This is a genomic window from Paenibacillus sp. MAH-35, assembly GCF_058135425.1.
Genome location: NZ_JBYUPU010000001.1, coordinates 391,375 through 407,917, shown reverse-complemented (window position 1 = coordinate 407,917; position 16,543 = coordinate 391,375). Strand labels below are relative to the sequence as shown.

Sequence of the window (16,543 nt, the reverse complement as noted above, 5' to 3'; positions counted from 1 at the left end):
CCGTCATTCCTTAGTTATAGTAATCCCATCGTAATAGTGCATGAGTATGCTTTTGTAATCGTGTCCGCTCTCCGCAAGCGAGAGAGCTCCCCATTGGGACATGCCGAGGCCGTGCCCGTAACCGGTTCCGGTCAGACGGAACATCGTATCCTTCGTGGCGACGCGGACACTGCCTTCCGCTCCGAGCACAATCCGGTTCGGTCCGTTCAGCGGAGCAGAAGCTCCGTTTGCGCCAAGCGCATACAGCGTTCCGGCCGATCCTTGCACCGTGCGGGTCGTTCCGCCGGCTCCAGATACAGTATACCGTCCCGTCTCCTCAATATCAAACCGGGTGCTCGGTGCACTGAACAGCGCGCTCCGGTACTGATCCGGTTTGGCGACCGGAATCGGCTGGCCGTTGGCCTTCAGCTCCGTGACGCGGCCCGACGGGCCGCGCTTGCTTACCTCGAGCGTCTCCAGCTTGCCGGCGACCGGCTTCGTTATTACCCCATTCAACTGTTTCAACAGCTCGTCCGCCGTATACGGGCCGCGAATCCAGCTGTACGCGTTCGATTCCGGCGCTTTGCCAAGAGATACGAGCTTGGCCCCTGTTGAGACCTTTGCAATCGGGCCATTTCGGACATCGTCGACATACGGGGCCGGACGCACATTTACGTCCGCACTCTGAACCGTTACGACAGGCAAGCCTGCGCCGTTCCGCTCCCCCGATTCCTTGACCAGATCTTCGCGGATATAACCGATCTTGCCGCCCGGCAGCGACACGCGGTGCCATAACAGCTTGTTTTTCTCCGCAGCCTCGTCGGGGCTCTGTACCGACTTGATGTACGGAATCGGCTGTCCCCACACCTCGACCGGGTCGCCGGTCAATCCTCCGCCGTTCGAATAGAAATACGGCATGATCAGCTCTCCGTTCGATACGATTACTTCTCCGGCCGTCGCCGCAACCGCAGCCGTCCCGTTCGGCCCTTCCTGCTGTACGCCGTAATAAACCTGATCGTTGGAGGAGTCGGAGACGTGCGCGATCTGATACTTCGTCCCAAGGCTCAGCGCGAACGTGCGCGCGGAGACGGCTTGCGCCTTCAGAGCCTCGGCCGGCCACGATTCGCCCAATTCCCCTCCGACGACGGATACGAGATACTGCTCGAACGGCAGTTCGTTCACGACTGCGAGCTTGCCGTTATGCCGGCTCAGTTCCAGAGCCCCCCGATACTGCCGACCGTTTTTTTCGGCGATGGCCGCAGTTCCGTCCTTCGGAGCCACCCACACTTGATGCGCATCGGGATTAAACGAATAATGCGGAATCGCAGCGGTCCCTGTCCATTCGTCCCTTTTGAGCAAATAAGGAGCTGCCGGATCGACCGGCTTCAACGCGAGGTTCGGCGATATTTTCGCGGCCTGCGCTTTGACTGTGTTCAAATGCTCGGCATCGGCCGCTTCCCCGATCCATACGGCGTAAGACGAAGCGCCCGCCGTCTCCAATATAACGGGCCATGCGTCGAGCCCCTGCTGACGCATGGCCGTGGCTTGTCCCGCCGCTTCCGCTTCCGACGCGTAATCGCCGGCATTCCAATGAAGCGGACCGGTTACGGTCGTCGCCGCCCCCTTGAGCAGTGCAGCCGCAGAAGCGTTAACCGCGATCCGCTGCTTTGCCGCATTCGCCTCTTCCTTGGAGCCATACATGCCTGCGTATACTTGATAGACGGTCTTGCCGAGCTTGACCGATTGGTAGACGTAAGGTTTGTCCTGGGTGGCCCCGAGCGCCTGCTGAAGCAGCTTCGCGGTCACCTGATCGGCGGTTTCCAGCAGGAACACCTGGTAGCCGTCCACGCTGAAACGGGCTTGCGCGCCAGGTGCTACTGCCGACCATTGCGTGAACCCGGAAGCGGTTCGCCGGCCGATATCGAGCCCGTTCGGGGAAGACAGCGTCACGGCAGGTACGGTAACGTTATAAGTAGTACCGCTGGACAGAAACAATGCGACCCGGATTTGCTCCAGCTTAGGCACGGCGGCGTAACTTTCGGTAAAGGCCGCGGGCACGCTGATTACAGCCGCCACGATCGCCGCCAGCCATGCGGCCGCCCATCTCCGGGGCCGAACTCGTCTCGTCATCGGTTCCATCTCTCCTTTGAATAGCACATCTAGCTGCTGCCGCCTTCGGAAGGAACCGGAAGACCGAGATGCCGGTAGGCGGCGGCGGTAACCGTCCTCCCCCGCGGCGTGCGCTGCAAAAATCCGATTTGAAGCAAATAAGGTTCGTACACATCCTCGATCGTCTGGCTCTCTTCGCCGATCGTAGCGGCGATCGTATCGAGTCCGACCGGCCCGCCGCGGAAGCTGGTCATAATCGCACGCAGCATCTTATGGTCGATCTCGTCGAGCCCCAGATCGTCGACCTGGATCAGCTTAAGCGCCGCACGGGCGATCTCGGTCGTAATAATTCCGTCGCCCCGCACCTGGGCATAATCCCGCACCCGCTTCAACAGCCGGTTGGCGATCCGCGGCGTGCCGCGCGAACGTTTGCCGATCTCGTCCGCCGCCTCTCCGACGATGCTGACCTGCAAAATGTCCGCGGCCCGGCTGACGATATAACTAAGCTCGTCCACCGTGTAATATTCGAGCCGGCTGACAACGCCGAACCGATCCCGGAGCGGCGCGGACAGCAGTCCCGCCCTCGTCGTGGCCCCGACCAGCGTGAAAGCCGGCAGATCGAGCCTGACCGAACGCGCGCTCGGGCCTTTGCCGATAATAATATCAAGCGCGAAGTCCTCCATCGCCGGATACAGCACCTCTTCAACGGTGCGGTGCAGCCGGTGGATTTCATCGATGAACAAGACGTCGCCTTCCTGGAGGTTGGTCAAGATCGCCGCGAGATCGCCCGGACGTTCGATAGCCGGACCGGAGGTCGTCCGGATGTTCACGCCAAGCTCGTTGGCGATTATGTTCGACAGCGTCGTCTTGCCGAGACCCGGAGGTCCGTACAGCAGCACGTGATCCAGCGCTTCCTTGCGCATTTTGGCCGCTTCGATGTAAATTTTCAAGTTTTCCTTCACTTGCGACTGTCCGATATATTCCGCCAAATAGCGAGGACGGAGACTGAGCTCAACAGTCTCATCTTCCATCATCAAATGGGCCGAAATGATCCGATCCTCCATTTGCCGTCGCCCTCCTTGTCATTCGTTGTAGCCCCGCGGCCGGCATCAGCCGGCATAAAGCGCTTGAAGAGCCAGCTTGATAAGCATGTCTGCCGGGTCGCTCTCTTTGGCCTTTGCCTTCACGGTCTGCCAGGCGCGATCCGCTTCGGCTTCCGTATATCCGAGCGCGAGCAGCGCTTCCTTCGCCTCCGCCCAGGCTCCGCCCCCGGAAGAATCCGTTCCGGCCTGATGCAGCGCCTCGGCAAGCACCGCTCCGTCGAAGCGGGACGTTACCGCGCCGAGCTTATCCTTCAAGTCCAGAATGATCCGCTGCGCCGTTTTCTTGCCGATCCCCGGCAGCTTCATCAGAAACGTCACATTCTCCTGCTGGATCGCGGCCACGACCGCCTCCGGACGTCCGCCAGACAAGATGCCAAGCGCCACCTTCGGTCCGATTCCGGTGACGTCGATCAGCCGCCGGAACAGCGACTGTTCGTCCCGGGATGCGAAGCCGAACAGCAGGATCGCATCCTCGCGCACATGGTGGTGGGTGAATACCGTAACGTCTTCCGGTTTATCCGGAAATACGAACGGGTTCGGACAAAACACGTGGTAGCCAACCCCCTGAACGTCGATCACGACGTAATCCGTTTCCCGGTGCGCCACTTTTCCGCGCAAAAAATCGATCATGACTTCCCAACTCCGTTCAATTTTTGCTGCAGGCCGGCGGAATGCGCGTGACAGATGGCAATCGCCAACGCGTCGGCCACATCATCCGGCTTGGGTACGGACGCCAGCTTCAAAAACATGCGGACCATTTCCTGTACCTGCTTTTTTTCCGCTTTGCCGTATCCGACAATCGCCTGCTTCACCTGAAGCGGGGTGTACTCTGCAATCGGAATTCCTTTCTGCACAGCCGCCAGCATCAGCACGCCCCGCGCCTGACCGACCGTCAGGGCGGTCGTGACGTTTTTGTTGAAGAACAGCTTCTCGATCGCCACCGCATCCGGCTTGTATTTGTCGATCAAATGGACCGTCGCTTCGTAAATTTCCTGCAGCCGCACGGCGGAATCGGTATTCGCCTCCGTCTGGATGCTGCCGAACTGGACCGGAGTCAGCTTGTGTCCCTGCTTATCGATAAAGCCGAAGCCGACGATCGCAATTCCCGGGTCTATGCCCAATACGCGCACAAAAGTCCCTCTCCCTCTGCCGATAAGCGAACATATGTATTCAATTTACCATTATAACAAAGTGGGCCGGGGTTGGACAGCGGCTGAGGGCGCGACTTTTGTACAAGTGCAAAAACGGATTTTGTCGCGTATGCCTTGGAGAGGAGGGAGCGAGCGCCTGCTGCTCTCAGACCAGATTCCTGCTCAGCAGCAGCAATCCCCTGAGTACAACGGAAGATGAAGCAGATTGCTGCATACGCACAGGAGCTTTTCACGAAATGCGCCGAAATGAGGTCCGTTTGCTAAATTTCCCGCGGCTGCGCAGAAATGCCTTCCATCCTCCTGCCCTTCGGACCAAAAAACCGCCTGTAAAGCCCATTTTATTATTCAAGCCCCTGTGAAGGATGGAATGGGTTACTTTCACTCCAACTGCTTGTTGATAAGGTTTGAGGGGAACCGCTCGACTCTAGTTGCGGCACAAAAACATCTTGCTTGTGCGAACAGGTTGTTCGCCTTCCCTAAAACGTATGCGAGTGGGTTCTAAACCCAAAACGAACTTTCGCACCTCCTATTATCGACCTTTTCGCAAAACGAGAGCGGATAAAGGCGGTTCGCCCCTCTTATTTCAACGCACTGATGGCAACTGCACCGTTTTTGCCGATTTTAGCAGCTCCAAACCGCTTTTACCCCGTTCATTCCCTTCCCCCCTTGAAGCAGGGCAGAAGGTCCAGACGCCATCCACTCGCAATCAACAACTTGTGAACTTGCTGATTCGCCAAGGGATGCCCCCTTCTCCCACTCGACCCCGGCGAAAAACTTAAACTTTCTCAAGTGATCTTTCAACAAAAAAACATCGCCCGCAAAAGTGGCGATGTTCGGCGAAAAGAGATGCGGGGCGATCAAAATTTACAATGTCCACCTTATCACTACCTATAGGCACTGACGGCCATAGCCGACCAGAGCCGGCTAACGTCTCAAGCCGGACTTCTACTGCGCCGGGATCATCACGTTTTCCGCAGCTTCGACGGCAAACTCGCTGAATGTGGAGAGAACGCTGTTGTACTCCGCCATATCGATCACGGGAATGCCCTTCTTCAGCTCTTCCAGCGAGTTGTGGGGCAAACTGCTCTCCAGGTATCCGGTGTTAAGCTGGAAGAAGGTGCGGATCACTTTCTCGTTATCCGGCGGTCCTTCGAACAAGGACAAGTTGCCGGTTTTGTCCACTCCGAAATAGGCGTTCTGCTTGCAGGCCGGCGACAAATCGTCGATCTGTTCCGTAAATGTCACGCTTCCGTTGCCGTCCAGCTCGACTTTCCACGTCGGGTGCTCCTGATGGAAACTCATAATCTCCTCGGTTCCCATTCGTCCGGTCAACCCGTGCTCTTCTCCGCACACATAACTTCTGCGCACAAATACGTCCCTTGTTCCGCCTTCGGTCCGGATTTGCTCCAAAGTCTGGCGCTGTTCCTCCGACACGTACGCCTGCGGAGCCTGTCCGCCGCGAACGGCAGCGAGCGTTTCCGCCGTCAAAGCGGCGTCTCCCGCAATGTCCGGGGAACGGGAACCGAATAAGGTTAACAAGCCTACGGCTGCCGCAACAATGAAAAAGCCAAGCGACAACCATCGTCTTTTTTGGCGAAGACGCTTTTTCAGTTGTTTGTACAAGCTTGACAAGTTCATGGCAATCCCCTCTGGTACTAGATTTTTTTTCTAGTTTTCCCAAAGGGGACTGCTGTTATACTTGAGGCGGTATCCGGCAGACCGTTATCTCCGAATCCACGGCTGATTTTGTCTTTTCTCACGTTTTGCCGGGCTTTTCCGCTTCGGAGCTCTAGTTTTGGTGCTGACGGACGCTTTGGAGAAGGTGCCGGACGAAACCGCTTGGTCCGTGCGGACTTCTTGCTCCCGGGCAATCGAGTCAAGGCCGATATCTCCCATCCGGTCGTCGCAGCCGCAGTCATCCTTCTTCATCCACGATGCGTGCGGCGACATCGTTTGCTGCGGGCTGAACATGCCCGGCATAACGCCCGGCATTGCATAAGGCATACCGTATGGCATCCCGAAGTGCATGCCGTACGGAACCCCAGCATGATGATGGCCGCCACCCTGGCATCCGCAAGGACCTCCGGTCATCTGAGGAAACGGCATCGCCTGCTGTGATTGAACGGCGGCCTCCGGCCATTCCATAGCAGGAGGACAAGGAGCCGCCTGATCCGGAATGCCCGGATACTTATCGGCTGTGCCCATGACCGGCATCTGCGCCGCAGGGGCCATCGGCATCATAGGCATATACGGTACGGCCGCCTCATGATGATGGGGTTTGTGATGAACTTGCATAAAGCTTTCGTAGTTCCACGTCGCAACCGGAGCAGGAACGTGAGGCTGCATCGCCATGGGAGCCGGCTGAGCTTGCGGAGTCATCGCTTCCGTCGCCGGCATCTCATATTGCATGAACGGGAACTGGACAGGTTCCTGCGCCTCGTAAACCGGCTGCTGCATAGGCTCCGCTTCGGTTACGTCGGCCATGCCCGGCCATTCGATCGGCTCCTCGACAGCCGGCATCACAGACATCTCCGGCATCTCCGGCATCGCTTCCATCGTCTCGGGTGCAGCGATCGGTGCGGTCAGCTCCGCTTTGCTCATTCCTTCCGTATGATCGGGGGCCGTTCCCGTCGCCAGGTTCGGGATGTATACAATTTCCCCCGTCATCAGCACATTCGGATTTTTCAAATGCGGATTCGCATCAATGACCGCCTTCAGCGGCACGTCCCACGCCTTCGACAGTTTCCACAACGAGTCTCCCTGTACCACGATATGCTTGTGCAGCACATGGCCGACCGGAGGCGGCACCGGTACTGGAGTGGACGGAATTTTCACTTTCATGCCTACGTCGATTTGATCGGGATCGGCAATTTGACTGTTGAAAGAAATCAGCTTTTGCAGCTCGATACCGTACTTTTTGGCGATGTTAAAGAGCGTTTCTCCCTTTTTCACCAGATGGATTTTCACCGGACTGAAACCTCCCGTTGTCTTGAATAACAATACAGTCTATGCAAGAGGTAGGCATTTGACATCATTCCGGGAAAATAAAAAAAGCTTCTAAACGAAGTCTTTGCCACGATGCATGCCCCTGCGTAAAGAGGTAGCTTTCCTTGGTTCAGAATGTCTCGGTTCGCTTTAGCGCTGTAGCGAACTTTAAACATTCTGAATCGTTAAAAAAATAGCCCGCCGGGATACGTTCCCGACAGACTATTCACTCCTATGCAAATCTGCGCCTGCCATTGACGGCAAATAAACGTCTACAGCCCCGCCATATAGGAGTAGCTTGGATAAGAACCCAAGATCCGCACTTGACTGCCGATCGCCTCGATCTCCTGCAAAGCCGATGGAAGCAGTACCGTATCCAGCGACATCTCGATATCCATATAAAAATAGTAGTTCCCAAGCTTCTTCTTCGTCGGTCTCGATTCGATCTTGGACAAGTTAATCCGGCGCCATGCGAAAGCGGACAACACCTGATGCAGCGCACCCGGGTAATCCTCCGGCAAAGTGACCAGGATGGTCGTCTTGGCGCAGTCGGCAGGCTTCAGCACCGGCTTGTCTTTCCCGATCAGAATGAATCGGGTGTAGTTGTTGTCATGGTCGGTGATGTTCTCGGCCAGCAGATCGAGCCCGTACAGCTCCGCCGACATCCTCGTTCCGATCGCCGCATAGGACGGGTCCAGCGACTCCTTGACGATCCGTACGCCTTCGGCCGTGCTGCTGACGTATTCGAATTCCGCATGAGGCAGCCGGCTGCGCAGAAAGTCGTGGCACTGCGCGATCGCGACGTCCTTGGAGATGACTTTGCGAATATTCGCAAACGGATCGGTTCCCGAGGTGAGGTCGAAATGGCCGATCAAATTTTGAATAGACGGATAGATCCATTCCGCCTGTATCGGCAAATTGCCGCCTGATTCGACCAACAGATCGATGTGATGCTTAACCGATCCTTCGATGGTATTCTCGATCGGGATGACACCATAATCGGCCGTGCCTGCGGCGGTAGCCGTGAACACGTCCGACATCAGCGCGTAAGGAACGAACTCATGCGCCCCTTCGGCAAAAAAATATCGGGCGGACTCTTGGGACACCGTCCCTTCCGGCCCGAGAAAAGCGATCCGTTTCACGGGGAATATCTCCTTCTAACCGGCTTTTAACCTGTCGGCTGCCGGGTCTTATGGTTTCATTCGTGGTCTACACGGTGAACTATCGCCACTTTACTACAGTAACACGAATTCGCATCAACATCTATATAAATTGCTCCATTCGGTCTATCTCGCTTAGGCGCGAACTTCGCCTTTGATGTTGTCGATCAGCGTGACATGAGGATCGAAATGGGTCAGAACCGTCGCGCCTTCGGCACAAGGCTTCAGCCGCATCGTATCGGCTTCGATGCCGTGCTGCTTCAGCGTATCGGTCAGAAACCGCTCCAGCTCTGCCCCGCGGCCGCTCTCTCTGTCTAGCAGCGCCAGCAAGGTCGGTCCCGCGCCGCTTAAGGCGATACCGAGAGCTCCGTGCTCCTCCGCCTGCTCCAGGATGTCGCTCATACCGGGCACGAGCGGAGCGCGGTACGGCTGGTGCAGCGCATCCTTCATCGCATGGCGGATCTGGTCGTAACGTCCGGTGCAAAAGGCGGCCACCAGCAGCGAAGCGTGGCCGATATTAAATACGGCGTCCTTCATCGGCACTTCGGCCGGAAGGACGTTGCGCGCTTTCTCCGTGGCCAGCTGGAAGCGGGGAATCGCCACCAGCACTTCCAGACGGTCCTCCGGAACGACGCGGATATGCTCCGCCCGCGTCCCGTCCCAGAACGCCACCGTCAAGCCGCCGAACAGCGAGGCTCCGACATTGTCCGGATGTTTCTCGAGTGCCGACGCCATCTGGAACAGCTCGTAGTCGGACAGAGCGGAACCGATCAGCGCGTTGGCCGCTACAAGCGCCCCGACAATCGCCGAAGCGCTGCTGCCGAGTCCGCGCGTCAGCGGAATATCGCTATACATCGCAATATCGAGCTCGGGATGACTTACTCCGGCTTTCTCGAATACTTGCTGCGCGACTTTGTAGACGAGATTGGACTTATCCGTCGGCACGCCTTCCATCTGATCTCCGTACAGGCGGATTTCGGTCCGGTCCGCTATGCCCATTTCGATCCAGGCGTACAAATTAAGCGCCATACCGAGCGCATCGAAGCCCGGTCCGAGATTGGCGGTGCTCGCCGGCACTTTCACGTACACCTTCGGCCGGCCGTCTCCCGCGGCCGGTCCGTTTCCGTTCCCCGGCAAACTCATGCGCCAGCGCCCTCCAGCTTGCGGATCGCATCCATAACCGCTTCTTCGGTATCTTGAACGACGAGCAGATCGCCGCCCACGCTTTTGATCGCGATATTCGGGTCTTTCAGGCCGTGGCCGGTCAAGACGCAGACGACTTTCTCGCCGCCTTTGAAGTAACCTTCCTTGTGCAGCTTCATGACACCCGCGATCGAAGCGGCGGATGCCGGCTCGGCGAAGATACCTTCCTTGGACGCAATCGTCCGGTACGCATGCAGGATTTCGTCGTCCGTAACGTAGTTGATCTGTCCGCCGGATTCCTTGGCCGCGTTCACGGCAAGATCCCAACTCGCCGGATTGCCGATCCGGATGGCGGTAGCGACCGTCTCCGGATTCAGGATCGGTTCGCCCTTCACGATCGCCATGGCGCCTTCCGCCTCGAAGCCGATCATCACCGGCAGCGACGACGATTTGCCTTTGGCGTTGTACTCCTTGAAGCCTTTCCAATACGCGGAGATGTTGCCTGCGTTGCCGACCGGAATCGCCAAGTAGTCCGGAGCCTGACCGAGCTGGTCGCATACTTCGAAGGCCGCCGTCTTCTGCCCTTCCAGGCGGTACGGGTTGACCGAGTTCACGAGAGTGATCGGGTGCTTGGCCGTAATCTCGCGGACAATCTCCAGCGCACGGTCGAAGTTGCCTTCAATCGCGATGACTTTCGCTCCGTAGATGATCGCTTGCGCCAGCTTGCCGAGCGCAATGTTGTTGTTCGGGATCAGCACGATGCAATTGAGATTGCCGCGTGCCGCATAAGCGGCTGCTGCCGCAGACGTATTGCCCGTCGAGGCGCACATGATCGTGCGGCTGCCTTCCTCCATCGCTTTGGCTACCGCCATCACCATACCGCGGTCTTTGAACGAACCGGTCGGATTCAACCCTTCATATTTAAAATAAATGTCGAGGTTCAATTCGTCCGACAGCTTCTCGGCGCGTACCAGCGGCGTATTGCCTTCGTGCAGCGTAAGCATCGGCGTGTTGTCCGTCACCGGCAAATACTCTTTGTACGTTTGCAGCAATCCCATGTATCTCATTTTGCGAACGGCTCCTTTGTATGTGTATGAATGCTTCTAATATAGTAGTTCTGCTAAAAATTATCCTTCGACCCGGTACACGCTTTTGATCTTCTGGATCACTTCAAGCGATTCGAACTCCGCAAGCACACGGTTCATGCTGGCCAGCGACGCGTCGTGCGTCACGATGACGATCTCGGCATCGGCGATCGAATGATTCGGCTGCTGAACGACCGATTCAAGGCTGACCTCGCAATTGGCGAACACTTGCGTGATCTTGGCAAGAACGCCGGCTTTGTCGTCCACGTGCAGCCTGACGAAATATTTCGAAGCGATCTGCTCCGGCGTCTTCAGCTTTTTCTCCTTATACGGAGTAAAAATTCTGCGCCCGTTCACGCCCAGCTTCAAGTTTTTGACAACCGCGACGAGGTCGGCCACAACGGAAGTTGCCGTCGGCATCTCGCCCGCGCCAGGGCCGTAAAACATCGTCTCTCCGACTGCCTCGCCATAGACGTACACGGCATTGAACACTCCGTTCACCGCAGCAAGCGGGTGCGTCTTCTTCACCATCGTCGGCTCGACGCTAACGCTGATCAGATCGTCCTGGCGCTCAGCAATGCCAAGCAGCTTGACCTCATAGCCGAGGCTTTTGCCGTATTGGATATCTTCCTTCGAAATTTGCGAGATGCCTTTGACGCTGACGTCCGGGAAGCTGAGGCTTGTATGGAAGCCGAGCGTTCCGAGAATCGCCATCTTGCGTGCCGCATCATATCCTTCCACGTCGGAGGTCGGATCGGATTCCGCGTATCCCAGCTCCTGCGCTTCCTTCAGCACGTCCTCGTAGGACGCGCCTTCCTGACTCATTTTGGTCAAAATATAGTTTGTCGTCCCGTTGACGATCCCCATGATCTTCGTAATCCGGTCGGACGAGAAGCCATCGATCAGCGTCCGGATAATCGGAATGCCGCCCGCTACGCTCGCTTCGTAGAAGACGTCGCAGTTTTTCTCGGCTGCCTTGGCGAGAATCTCCGCTCCGTGCAGCGCCATCAAATCTTTATTCGCGGTAACGACATGCTTCCCCTTCTCCAGCGCCGCGAGTATATAGGTTTTCGCCAGCTCGATGCCGCCCATCACTTCGACGACGATCTGAATCGACGGATCGTTTACGATTTCCCAGGCATCTTCCGTGAGGCGGTCCGATTCGAGCGCATACCGGCGAGACTTGGACTTATCCTGCACGAGCACTTTGGCGATGCGGATCTCCGAACCTACCTGTTTTTGCAAATCTTCCTGATGCCCCTCGACGATGCGCAGCACGCCGGTTCCTACCGTGCCCATCCCGAGCAGACCTACTTGAATTGGTTCCATCCTGTTCTCTCCTCCTGAGTTCGCATTGTATCTTTATGAGCCTTGACCGATCAGAGTCGCTTTCCGGACACCGTCCTGGTGACGCAGCACATCCATTAACCGGGCGGCGTTAGGTCCGCCCATCTGGGACGTGTCGACCGACAGCACCACGTTCGCCATGCCCTGCAGCGGAATCGTCTGGTGAATGGTCAGCACGTTGCCCTCCAAGCCGGCGATAACCGCGAGAACCTTCGATAAGATCCCCGACCGGTGCTCCAAATCCATGGACAGCGTCACGAGCCGTTCCCTCTCCAGCTTGTTCAGCGGATGAATGCCGTCCTTATACTTATAAAAGGCGCTCCGGCTGATGCCGACCTGCTCGACCGCTTCGTGAACCGTCTTCGCCTGCCCTTTGGCCAGCAGTTCCTTTGCTTGGATCGTTTTGACGACCGCTTCGGGCAAAATGTCTTCCCGTACCAAATAGTAACGTTCGGTGTCGTCTTCGCTGGAGCCGTTCGCGCTAGTGTCGTGTTCCACAGGCGATTCGTCCTCTCTGTAAAGACTGTTGTTTGTATATAGTGGACATTATACCGAAAACGCCGGATCACGGCAATAGGTGAAATGAAATATAAACGACCGTTTTCAAACAATCCGGAAGAGAGCGCTTTATCCAGCTCCGCCCGGCGTTGGCGCGAAGTTGCCGCTTCCGGGCCGCCGTGCTAAGATGGATAACATGATTGCAGCGAGTGATCGCTTACGAACGGGAGGATACTTTATGAAATGTCGGATGATGGCCGCAGCGATGCTTTTTCACGAAGACAAACTGCTTATGATGAAACGCTCTATGAGCCGGACGCTGAACCCCGGCATGTGGGCCGCGGTAGGCGGACACCTCGAGCCGGAGGAGCTCAGCCGTCCGCGCGACGCATGTCTGCGCGAAATCGCCGAGGAAACCGGCTTTGCCGAAACCGATATCGAGCAGTTAACGCTCCGTTATGTATTGCTCCGCAACAACCAGGGGGAGCTGCGGCAGCAGTTTATATACAGCGGAATCGCGAAGCGGACCGACTTCGTCGATACCGACGAGGGAGAGCTCCACTGGATTCCGGTCGCTAGAGTGTTGGACCGCGACATCCCCTACATCTTCCGCGCCGCCCTCGAGCATTATTTCCGCGAAGGCCCCCGGGACCACGCCTGGGTCGGCACGGCCAACAGGGATACGGCAACCGGCTATCCGCGAGTCGACTGGGTGCCGCTTACGGACCCTCGCTATTGACGGCAGCGGTCCGGGCCGTGGCGGAAGAGTGAAGGCCGTGCGGGTATGGAGGAGACCCGCCGCCTTACGTAACGCATGCGTTACGGTGTTACGGTAAGAGCCCCGAGTTCAGGCACATTCCCGCCAACAAGCCAGCCGCCAGCCAAACTCGCCTCTCCACCGCCTCACCTTGGAGTCTCGTCTTTTTTCCTGCGAATGGCCAGTCTCGCTTCTTCCCGATCGTCGAAATGAACCGTGCCGTCCTTAAAAATTTGATACGTCTCATGGCCCTTGCCCGCTATCAGTACGATATCGCCCGGACCCGCCAGCTCGACCGCTCTTCCGATCGCCTGCTTCCTATCCTCGATCAGCTCGTAGCGGGAGGCGTCGATCCCCGCTGCCTTCAGCCCCTGCTCGATGTCCTGCATAATCGCCGACGGCTTTTCCTTCCGCGGGTTATCCGAAGTCACGATGATATAATCGCTATAGCGGGCAGCCAGCCCTCCCATCAGCGGACGTTTCGACCGGTCCCGGTCTCCCCCGCAGCCGAACACCGTGATCACGCGCCGCTCTGCAAACTCCCGGACCGTAGACAAACAGTTGTCCAAAGAATCCGGCGTATGGGCATAATCAGCCAGTACGAGAAACGGTTGACCTTCGTCGACAACCTCCATCCGTCCGGCCACCCCTTGGATTCGGGCCAGCCCTTCACCAATCACCTCGAGCGGGACGCCTTCGACGAGACAGCTGGCGGCGGTAGCAAGCGCGTTGTACACATTAAACTTCCCGACCATCTGGAGCTGTACCTGAATCGTGCCGGTGTACGAACGCAGTTCAAACTCGGTTCCCCTCGCCGTTAACCGGACATTCGAGGCGGTCACGTCGGCGTCACTGTGTATCCCGTATGTCACGACCTGAGCGGTCGTTTGCTTTCGGAAATAATCGGAGGCCGGATCGTCGATGTTAAGGACGGCATACTTGCGCTTGGACGCATCCGGGGAGAAGGCGTTGCCCATTCTGGAGAACAGCAGCCCCTTGGCCTCCCTGTACCGTTCCATCGTGCCGTGATAGTCGAGATGATCCAGCGTCAAGTTGGTAAAAACCGCCGTTCTGAACTCACAGCCGATGACACGCCCCATATCGAGCCCCTGGGAAGTCGCCTCCATGACGCAATAGTCGGTCTGATGGTCCGCCATTTTCCTCAGATTCGCTTGCAGCTTGTAGGACTCCGGGGTGTTGATATCCGTTTCGTGCTGCATCTCTCCGATCTTCGTTCCGATATTGCCCATCAATCCGGTGCGGTAGCCGGCATAAGCCAATACCGCTTCGATCATATGGCTGGTGGTCGTTTTGCCATTCGTCCCGGTTACGCCGATTACCTTCAACTCCGAACTTGGATATCCATAGAAATGCGCCGTCATCACAGCCATCGCATAACGGGCGTCCGGCACCTGAATCGTCGGCACGGCCAGCCCGACCTCGCGTTCGACGATCAGCGCGGCCGCCCCTGCACGAACCGCTTCCTCCGCATACGGGTGGCGGTCCTCCTGCAAGCCCGGTATCCCCGGAATGCAAATAAACAAATCGCCGGGACGAACCTGCTTCGAGTTCATCGCAAATCCGCTGATTTCCATCTCCATATTTCCGGACGTCCGGGCAATGGTAAGCAGATTCGCCATTTCGTTCAGCTTCATAATAAGCAACCCCCTTTACGTCACGCAGCTTCAAAGTGTCCGCTGCTCATCCTGCACCAACAGGCATATTCAAGTCAGTTCATTTTCAAGTTCGTTTATTGCATTCGCCCAGCTTCTCCCATTATAAGCGTCTACAGCCTGGTTGGCATCTGTCGCTTTCTCTCCAAATATAAAAAACTGCCGAAGCTTCGCCCCGGCAGTGTATGGTACAACTTTGCGATTGTCATTCCTGCTCGACAAATTCAAATTCAAAGTCGCCGATCCGGACCATATGTCCGTCCTGGGCTCCTTTTTTGCGCAACGCCGCTTCAATTCCCGACTTGCGCATCGTCACGCCAAACCGCATAAGCGCATCATACGAGTTCATGTTGATCCGCTTGAGCATCTTCTCCACCGCGACACACTCGACAACGAACGTATCGTTTTCCCGGCGGATCGTAAACTCGTTCTCGTCTTCTTCCTTCTCGAAGCGGTATATTTTACGCTCCTCGACATCCACCACTTCTTCGACAAGCGGCGTTTCTGGAATTTGCTCCAGCAGATCGGCCGCCCGGTACAGAAGCTCCCGCACGCCCTGCTGGGCTACAGCCGAGATCGGGAAAATTTCCATCTCCCCATGTCCGTCTCGCTCCAGCTTCTCGCGGAACAGCTTCAACTGCTCGTCCGCCCCCGGCATATCCATCTTGTTGGCCGCGATGATCTGCACCCGCTGCGACAGCTTCTCGTTGTAGAGGCGCAGCTCTTCGTTAATCTTGAGCCAGTCGTCGTACGGATCGCGTTCCTCGGTAGCCGCCATGTCGAGGACATGGATGATCAGCCGCGTCCGCTCCACATGGCGCAAAAACTCGTGACCGAGCCCTACGCCTTGATGCGCGCCTTCGATCAGCCCCGGCAAATCCGCCATAACGAAGCTGCGGCCTTCCCCTACATCAACGACGCCAAGGTTCGGCGTAATCGTCGTGAAATGGTAGGCGCCGATCTTCGGCTGAGCGGCCGATACGACCGACAGCAGCGTCGATTTCCCTACGCTCGGGAAACCGACAAGCCCGACGTCCGCCATCACCTTCAGCTCCAGGATGACCCAGCGCTCCTGGCCTTCCTCGCCGTTCTCGGACAGATAAGGGGCCGGATTGCTCGGCGTCGAAAAACGCATGTTGCCGCGGCCGCCGCGGCCGCCCTTGCCGACGACGACCTCCTGGTCGTGCCGGGTCAAATCGGCAATAATCTCGTGCGTGTCGTCATCGATCACAATCGTGCCCGGCGGCACCCGCACGATCATATCGTCCGCGTTCGCCCCGTGCATTCCCTTCGTCTTGCCTTTTTCGCCGCGCGGCGCCTTGAAATGCTTCTGATAACGGAAATCGATCAGCGTTCGCAGTCCCTCGTCGACGCGAAATACAACGTCTCCGCCTTTGCCTCCGTCACCGCCGGCCGGCCCGCCTTCCGGCACGTACAGCTCCCTCCGGAACGAAATGATACCGTCCCCGCCGTTGCCGCCTTTTACGAAAATTTTTGCTTTATCTAAAAACATCCTACACCTCGTCCTATACGCCTAGTACAATTTTAGAGCT

General features: G+C 57.2%; 14 protein-coding genes. 1 reads left to right on the top strand and 13 read right to left on the bottom strand.

Annotated features, from left to right (window positions below; all coding sequences use genetic code 11):
- Positions 1-3: 3 nt before the first annotated feature.
- The 11 genes from AC3Y2E_RS01690 to AC3Y2E_RS01640 form a co-directional block, all read right to left on the bottom strand.
- Positions 4-2,109: a SpoIID/LytB domain-containing protein gene (locus AC3Y2E_RS01690; protein WP_379206469.1), complete on the bottom strand. Its 2,106-nt coding sequence runs from the start codon at positions 2,107-2,109 to the stop codon at positions 4-6.
- Between the two features lie 29 nt (positions 2,110-2,138).
- Positions 2,139-3,152 carry a Holliday junction branch migration DNA helicase RuvB gene (gene ruvB / locus AC3Y2E_RS01685; RefSeq protein ID WP_190924641.1) on the bottom strand — a complete coding sequence of 338 codons (1,014 nt, stop codon included), beginning with the start codon at positions 3,150-3,152 and terminating at the stop codon, positions 2,139-2,141.
- Positions 3,153-3,197: 45 nt separating this feature from the next.
- Entirely contained in the window at positions 3,198-3,821 is a 624-nt protein-coding gene (gene ruvA, locus AC3Y2E_RS01680) for a Holliday junction branch migration protein RuvA (protein WP_379206467.1), read from the bottom strand.
- Positions 3,818-4,321 (bottom strand): crossover junction endodeoxyribonuclease RuvC, encoded by a 504-nt coding sequence (ruvC, locus tag AC3Y2E_RS01675; protein WP_190924637.1) that lies wholly within the window; start codon positions 4,319-4,321, stop codon positions 3,818-3,820. The genes ruvA and ruvC overlap by 4 nt, the downstream gene beginning before the upstream one ends.
- Positions 4,322-5,287: 966 nt before the next feature.
- A complete protein-coding gene (locus tag AC3Y2E_RS01670; protein ID WP_379206464.1) occupies positions 5,288-5,980 on the bottom strand; it encodes a BofC C-terminal domain-containing protein in 693 nt (230 codons plus the stop codon).
- 84 nt (positions 5,981-6,064) lie between these two features.
- Positions 6,065-7,309, bottom strand: coding sequence for a LysM peptidoglycan-binding domain-containing protein (locus AC3Y2E_RS01665; protein WP_379206462.1), 1,245 nt, complete (start codon positions 7,307-7,309; stop codon positions 6,065-6,067).
- A gap of 290 nt (positions 7,310-7,599) precedes the next feature.
- The gene (pheA, locus tag AC3Y2E_RS01660) at positions 7,600-8,469 is read right to left on the bottom strand and encodes a prephenate dehydratase (protein ID WP_190924631.1); all 870 of its coding nucleotides are present in this window, start codon (positions 8,467-8,469) and stop codon (positions 7,600-7,602) included.
- Between the two features lie 153 nt (positions 8,470-8,622).
- Positions 8,623-9,630, bottom strand: coding sequence for a homoserine kinase (gene thrB / locus AC3Y2E_RS01655; protein WP_332075082.1), 1,008 nt, complete (start codon positions 9,628-9,630; stop codon positions 8,623-8,625).
- Positions 9,627-10,697: a threonine synthase gene (thrC, locus tag AC3Y2E_RS01650; RefSeq protein ID WP_190924627.1), complete on the bottom strand. Its 1,071-nt coding sequence runs from the start codon at positions 10,695-10,697 to the stop codon at positions 9,627-9,629. Before thrC ends, thrB begins: the two co-directional genes overlap by 4 nt.
- Before the next feature lie 60 nt (positions 10,698-10,757).
- Positions 10,758-12,044: a homoserine dehydrogenase gene (locus tag AC3Y2E_RS01645; protein ID WP_379206458.1), complete on the bottom strand. Its 1,287-nt coding sequence runs from the start codon at positions 12,042-12,044 to the stop codon at positions 10,758-10,760.
- A 33-nt stretch (positions 12,045-12,077) separates the two neighbouring features.
- A complete protein-coding gene (locus AC3Y2E_RS01640) occupies positions 12,078-12,560 on the bottom strand; it encodes an ACT domain-containing protein (RefSeq protein ID WP_190924623.1) in 483 nt (160 codons plus the stop codon).
- A 238-nt stretch (positions 12,561-12,798) separates the two neighbouring features.
- On the opposite strand from AC3Y2E_RS01640, the gene AC3Y2E_RS01635 reads away from it, so the two are divergent.
- The gene (locus tag AC3Y2E_RS01635) at positions 12,799-13,299 is read left to right on the top strand and encodes an NUDIX domain-containing protein (protein ID WP_223836330.1); all 501 of its coding nucleotides are present in this window, start codon (positions 12,799-12,801) and stop codon (positions 13,297-13,299) included.
- 164 nt (positions 13,300-13,463) lie between these two features.
- Here the strand turns inward: AC3Y2E_RS01635 and AC3Y2E_RS01630 are convergent, their stop codons facing one another.
- Positions 13,464-14,972 carry a UDP-N-acetylmuramoyl-L-alanyl-D-glutamate--2,6-diaminopimelate ligase gene (locus AC3Y2E_RS01630; RefSeq protein WP_379206454.1) on the bottom strand — a complete coding sequence of 503 codons (1,509 nt, stop codon included), beginning with the start codon at positions 14,970-14,972 and terminating at the stop codon, positions 13,464-13,466.
- 223 nt (positions 14,973-15,195) lie between these two features.
- On the bottom strand, positions 15,196-16,503 hold the full coding sequence (gene obgE / locus AC3Y2E_RS01625; protein WP_379206452.1) for a GTPase ObgE: 1,308 nt from the start codon (positions 16,501-16,503) through the stop codon (positions 15,196-15,198).
- Positions 16,504-16,543: the final 40 nt, after the last annotated feature.